The organism is uncultured Aquincola sp. (assembly GCF_964001545.1).
Lineage (GTDB): Bacteria > Pseudomonadota > Gammaproteobacteria > Burkholderiales > Burkholderiaceae_C > Aquincola.
The window spans coordinates 1-5,978 of record NZ_CAXFDV010000316.1; the positions used below are offsets into that span (position 1 = coordinate 1).

The 5,978-nt window shown below is 68.9% G+C and carries 3 protein-coding genes; all 3 read left to right on the forward strand.

What is annotated here, in order from left to right:
- Nucleotides 1–295: 295 nt before the first annotated feature.
- The gene (gene rpoD, locus ABNT58_RS11105) at nucleotides 296–2,467 is read left to right on the forward strand and encodes an RNA polymerase sigma factor RpoD (RefSeq protein WP_348753539.1); all 2,172 of its coding nucleotides are present in this window, start codon (nucleotides 296–298) and stop codon (nucleotides 2,465–2,467) included.
- Between the two features lie 111 nt (nucleotides 2,468–2,578).
- Nucleotides 2,579–3,541 (forward strand): adenylate/guanylate cyclase domain-containing protein, encoded by a 963-nt coding sequence (locus ABNT58_RS11110; protein WP_348753540.1) that lies wholly within the window; start codon nucleotides 2,579–2,581, stop codon nucleotides 3,539–3,541.
- Between the two features lie 13 nt (nucleotides 3,542–3,554).
- Nucleotides 3,555–5,978 (forward strand): ATP-binding protein (locus ABNT58_RS11115; protein ID WP_348753541.1); only part of this gene is annotated, 2,424 nt, incomplete at its 3' end.

Here is a 5,978-nt window from a genome sequence, read left to right on the forward strand (position 1 = left end):
CGCCGTAAAAACGGCAGTAACTCGGTTTCATGGGTATAATCCGCGGTTCCTTCCAGCGGCAAGCGTGAGAGTGCCGCGGTGAGCCCCGCCCTCACCGCTATCAGCCGAGGGGCATCTGCAGGTCAACAGCCGTGCACCATGAGCCGACAACCCACACACCGGTGGCCCCGAGCCGCCGCGGGGGTGTCGCCCTGCGCACCCTTTCCTGCCGTGCCGGATGCATGCATCGCCGCCCTTCCCGCACCCTTGCCTCACGCCCGCGCCTGAGAAGCCTTCACCTTTCGAGGATTTCCGCATGACCGCCAAGAAAACCGCTGCCGCCCCCGCCAAGGCCAAGGCCGAAGACAAGAAGAAGACCGTCGCCGCCAAGGGCAAGGCCACCGGCCGCAAGAAGGGTGACGAGGACAAGGGCACGCTCGACGCCGACCTGTCGGACATCGAATCCGACCTGGAAGGCGAGCCGGAAGCGGAAGCCGAGGCGGTGGACACCGCCGAGACCGTGGACACCGTCGAAGCCAGCGACGGCGAACCCGCCGCCAAGGCCAAGCCGCTGCGCATGAAGGTCTCGCGCGCCAAGGAGCGCGCGCTGATGCGCGAGTTCGGCCTCGACGAAACCGCCCTGACCGAAGAGGAAGTCGCCAAGCGCCGCCAGGAGCTCAAGACCCTCATCAAGATGGGCAAGACCCGTGGTTTCCTGACGCACCAGGAAATCAACGACCACCTGCCCGAGAAGCTGGTCAACGAGGAAATCCTCGAAGCCATCGTCTCGATGCTCAACGACATGGGCATCGCGGTGTACGAGCAGGCGCCCGACGCCGCCACGCTGCTGATTGCCGGCGGCTCCACCACCACCGCGACCGAAGAAGAAGCCGAAGAAGCCGCCGAAGCCGCGCTGTCGACGGTCGATTCCGAATTCGGCCGCACCACCGACCCGGTGCGCATGTACATGCGCGAAATGGGCACGGTCGAGCTGCTGACGCGCGAAGGCGAGATCGAGATCGCCAAGCGCATCGAAGGCGGCCTGCAGGCCATGATGCTGGCCATCAGCGCCTCGCCCACCACCATCGCCGAGATCCTGGCGATGGCCGACAAGATCCGCGCCGGCGAGATGCAGATCTCCGAGGTGGTGGACGGCTTCGTGGCCGAGGACGAGGCCGACGACTACGTGGCCGAAGAAGACTTCGACGAATTCGACGAAGAAGAAGACGACGACGACGGCCAGGGCGGCAGCAAGGCGCTGACCAAGAAGCTCGAAGAGCTCAAGACCGCCGCGCTGGTGAAGTTCGACGCGCTGCTGGAGCACTTCGACCGCATGCGCAAGGCCTTCGAGAAGGAAGGCTACAAGTCCACCGCCTACAACAAGGCGCAGATGGCCGTCAGCGGCGAGATCATCGGCATCCGCTTCACCGTCAAGACCATCGAACGCCTGTGCGACATCCTGCGCCAGCAGGTGGATGACGTGCGCCGCTACGAGCGTGAGCTGCGCAAGATCGTGGTCGACAAGTGCGGCATGCCGCAGGACCACTTCATCAAGACCTTCCCGCCCAATGCGCTGAATCTGCAGTGGGCCGAGAAGGAAGTGGCCGCCGGCAAGCCCTACAGCGCGGTGATGGGCCGCAACCTGCCCGCCATCCAGGAGCTGCAGCAAAAGCTGATCGACATCCAGTCCAAGGCCGTGGTGCCGCTGGACGACCTGAAGCTCATCAACAAGCGGATGAACCAGGGCGAGAAGGCCAGCCGCGACGCCAAGAAGGAGATGATCGAGGCCAACCTGCGCCTGGTCATCTCCATCGCCAAGAAGTACACCAACCGCGGCCTGCAGTTCCTCGACCTGATCCAGGAAGGCAACATCGGCCTGATGAAGGCGGTGGACAAGTTCGAATATCGCCGCGGCTACAAGTTCTCGACCTACGCCACCTGGTGGATCCGCCAGGCCATCACCCGCTCGATCGCCGACCAGGCGCGCACCATCCGCATCCCGGTGCACATGATCGAGACGATCAACAAGATGAACCGCATCTCGCGCCAGCATCTGCAGGAATTCGGCTTCGAGCCCGATGCCCCGACGCTGGCCGAGAAGATGGAGATCCCCGAGGACAAGATCCGCAAGATCATGAAGATCGCCAAGGAGCCGATCTCCATGGAAACGCCGATCGGCGACGACGACGACAGCCACCTGGGCGACTTCATCGAGGACACCAACAACGTGGCCCCGGTGGACGCCGCGATGCAGGCCGGCCTGCGCGACGTGGTCAAGGACATCCTCGACAGCCTGACCCCGCGCGAAGCCAAGGTGCTGCGCATGCGCTTCGGCATCGAGATGAGCACCGACCACACGCTGGAAGAAGTGGGCAAGCAGTTCGACGTGACGCGCGAGCGCATCCGCCAGATCGAGGCCAAGGCCATCCGCAAGCTCAAGCACCCCAGCCGCTCGGACAAGCTGCGCACGTACCTGGACAACCTGTAAACAACAGCAGGTTCGTGAAGCAAGCCCGGCCATGCCGGGCTTTTTTTTCGCGGGTGTTTCGGCCGGTAAACTCAGGCGGCCTGGCCATTCCTCATTTCTCGTTAGAGCCGCATGACCGTGATTGCCGAACGCACCGTCCTGTTTGCCGACCTGCGCGGCAGCACGGCGCTGTACGAGCAATTGGGCAATGCCGAGGCCAGTTCGGTCGTCACCCACACCGTCAACCTGCTGGTGCATGCCGTCACCGCCGGCGGCGGCCATGTGGTCAAGACCCTGGGCGACGGGCTGATGGCGGTCTTCGACTCCTCGGTGGACGGCCTGCAGGCCGCCGGCAGCATGCATGAGGCACTGGAGCAGCTGCAGTCGCGCGGCCGGGCGCATGGCGCCTCGCCGGGGCTGCGCTCGCTGCGCATCCAGGTGGCGCTCGCCCGCGGCGAGGTGGTGGAGATGGGCGGCGACTGCTTCGGCGATGCGGTCAACGTCGCGGCGCGGCTGATCGACCATGCCGGCGACAACGAAACCCTGATCACCGATGCGGTGCTGCGTGGCCTGCCCCGCCCGCAGCAGCAGCGTTTTCGCAGCCTCGACTGGATGCACCTGCGCGGCCGCGCCGACCCGGTGCTGGTGCACCTGCTGGGCGACAGCCGCGCCGACGTGGACGCCACCACGCAGTTCGACCCCGTCTCGCCGCTGGCCGAGCCCGATGCCATCCGCCTGGTGTGGGGCGACGTGGAGCGGGTCTACGTGGCCGACCAGACGCCGGTGATCCTGGGCCGCAGCCCGCAGGCGAGCTTCTGCGTCGACGACTCGCGGGTGTCGCGCTCGCATGCGCGCATCCAGTGGCATGGCGGCGCCATCCAGCTCACCGACCTCAGCTACAACGGCACCTACGTGCGCTTTCGCGACGACACCAGCATCCTGGGCCTGCGGCGCAGCAGCTGCACGCTGTACGGCCAGGGCGGCATCGGACTGGGCGGCAGCCCGCTGGAAAGCAGCTCGCCGATCGTGCGCTTCGAGGTGCTGCGCTTCGGCGACACACAGGCCGGTGGCCTGGACGACCACGCCGCCTCGTGAAGCGGCTCGAAGTATGAGCCTGCCCTTCCCCGCTGCCGCGGCCGCCGAGGCCGGCTCTCCCTTGTCCCTGGCCGACGGCCTGGAGCGGCTGGACGCCGGCCCCGATGCCGCCTTCGATGCGCTGGTGCGCCAGGCGGCGCGCAGTGCCGGCAGCCCCATCGCGGCGCTGACGCTGTTCACCCGCCAACGCAGCTTCACCAAAGCCGCGGTGGGCCTGCTGCGCAGCGAGGCCGGCCACCTCCACGCCTTGTGCGGCCAGGTGCGCGCCCATGGCCATGCCCAGGTGCTGCGCAGCGTCGATGACGCGCTGCCGGCCACCGGCCCCGCCCGCACCACCGCCCACGCCCTCAGCGTGGTGGTGTATGCCGGCGTGCCGGTGCGGGTGCATGGCCACGTGGTGGGCACCTTGTGCGTGATGGGCCCGGCCGAACTGCCGGTGCACGACAGCCTGCTTCAGGGGCTGCACGATCTGGCCATCGCCTGCGGCGGCCTGGTCGAAGGTCGGCTGGTGGCGCAGGCCATCACGCTGCCGGCCCCGGCTGCGGCGGCGCAGGCAACGGCGCCGTCCGACGACGTGCTCCAGCGCGCCCACGAACTGCTCACGCAGACACTGGACGGCCTGGCCGGCAGCGTGATGATCAGCGCACCCGACGGCCGCATCCTGCTGGCCAACCAGCGCTGGCACCGGCAGATCGGCGCGCTGCTGCCCAAGGGCTGCGACCACTGGCCCACCGCGGTGCGCCACCTGGCGGCGGCGGGCCACTACCAGCAGGCCATCGGCCGCGAAGAAGCCTTCGTCGCCTGGCGGCTGGCGCTGCCGGCCGCCGTGCCGCGCCCGCAGGAAACCCAGTGGCGCGGCGGCTGGGTGGTGCTCAACGACCGCAAGCTGCCCGACGGCACCGTGGTGCATCTGTCGATGGACATCACCGAGCGCCATCGACGCGCCGATGCGCTGGCCGAGGAGCAGGGCCGCGCACGCACCTCCGACGCGCGCCTGCGCGCGGTGCTGGCGGCGGTGCCCGACCTGTGGTTCGTCGTCACCGACGAGGGGCGCTACAAGCACTGCGGCACACCCGGCCATCCGTCGCTGGTCTCGCCCTGGTCGAGCGTGGAGGAACGCACCCTGGCCGAAGTGCTGCCCGCGCCGCTGGCGCAGGCGCTGCAGCAGGCGCTGCAACAGGCCCGTGCCACCGGCCAGACGCAAAGCCTGGAGTACGACCTGCCGCTGCGCGGCCGCACCCACTGGTTCGAGGCCCGCATCTCGCCCATGCCCGAAGGCGAGCACCTGTACATGGTGCGCGACGTCACGGACCTGCGGGCGCTGTCCGACCGGCTGCGCCTGAACGAAGAACGCTGGAAGTTCGCGCTGGAAACCGCGGGCCACGGCGTGTGGGACTGGGACGCCGACACCGGCGTCACCTACTTCTCGCCCGCCTGCAGGCAGATGCTGGGCTGCGCCCCCGACGAGCCCTGCCTGCGCGAAGACTGGGCCGCCCGCGTGCACCCCGACGACCTGCCTGCGGTGCAGGCCGCGCTGGCCGCCTACCAGCGCGGCGCCGCGCCCGGCTACGAGGTGGACTACCGGATGCGGCACGTGGACGGCCATGTCGTCTGGGTGCGCGACCGCGGCCGCATCGTGGCGCGCCGGCCCGACGGCAGCGCCCTGCGCATGGTGGGCACGCAGACCGACATCACGCGCCAGCGGGCCGCCGACGCGGCGCTGCGCGACAAGCAGGCCGCCGAGCTGGCCAGCCGCAGCAAGAGCGAATTCCTCTCGCGCATGAGCCACGAGATGCGCACGCCGCTCAATGCCGTCATCGGCTTTGCGCAGCTGCTGCGGCTGCAGGGCGGCGTGCGGCTGGACTACGTGGACCATGTGCTGCAGGCCAGCCAGCACCTGCTGACGCTGATCAACGACGTGCTGGACCTGCAGCAGGTGGAAGAAGGCGGCCTCAACCTGCAGCCGCGTGAGCTGGACCCGGCGCCGCTGGTGGCCGCCTGCGCCACCATGCTGCGGCCGCTGGCCCAGGCGCGTGGCGTGCGCCAAGTGCTGCCGGCCGCAGCACCCGCCGGCACGCCGGCGCCCCGGCTGGTGGCCGATGAGCAGCGGCTGCGACAGGTGCTGCTGAACCTGGGCTCCAACGCCGTCAAGTACAACCGGCCGGGCGGCCAGGTGCTGTGGGAGATCGGCGCCGACGAAGGCGGCCCGGTGCACATCACCGTGCGCGACACCGGCTCGGGCATGACCGAAGACCAGCTGGCCCGCCTGTTCCAGCCCTTCGAGCGGCTGGGCCGCGAAGGCAACATCGAAGGCAGCGGCCTGGGGCTGCTGATCGCCAAGCGCCTGGTGTCCGACATGGGCGGCCAGGTGAGCCTGAGCAGCCAGCCCGGTTTAGGCACTTCGGTGCGGGTGAGCCTGCCGGCAGCCGCGCCTGCA

Excerpts from the sequence above, each read along its gene's own strand:
- rpoD (WP_348753539.1), top strand. The coding sequence starts at position 296 with ATGACCGCCAAGAAAACCGCTGCCGCCCCCGCCAAGGCCAAGGCCGAA.
- ABNT58_RS11110 (WP_348753540.1), top strand. The coding sequence starts at position 2,579 with ATGACCGTGATTGCCGAACGCACCGTCCTGTTTGCCGACCTGCGCGGC.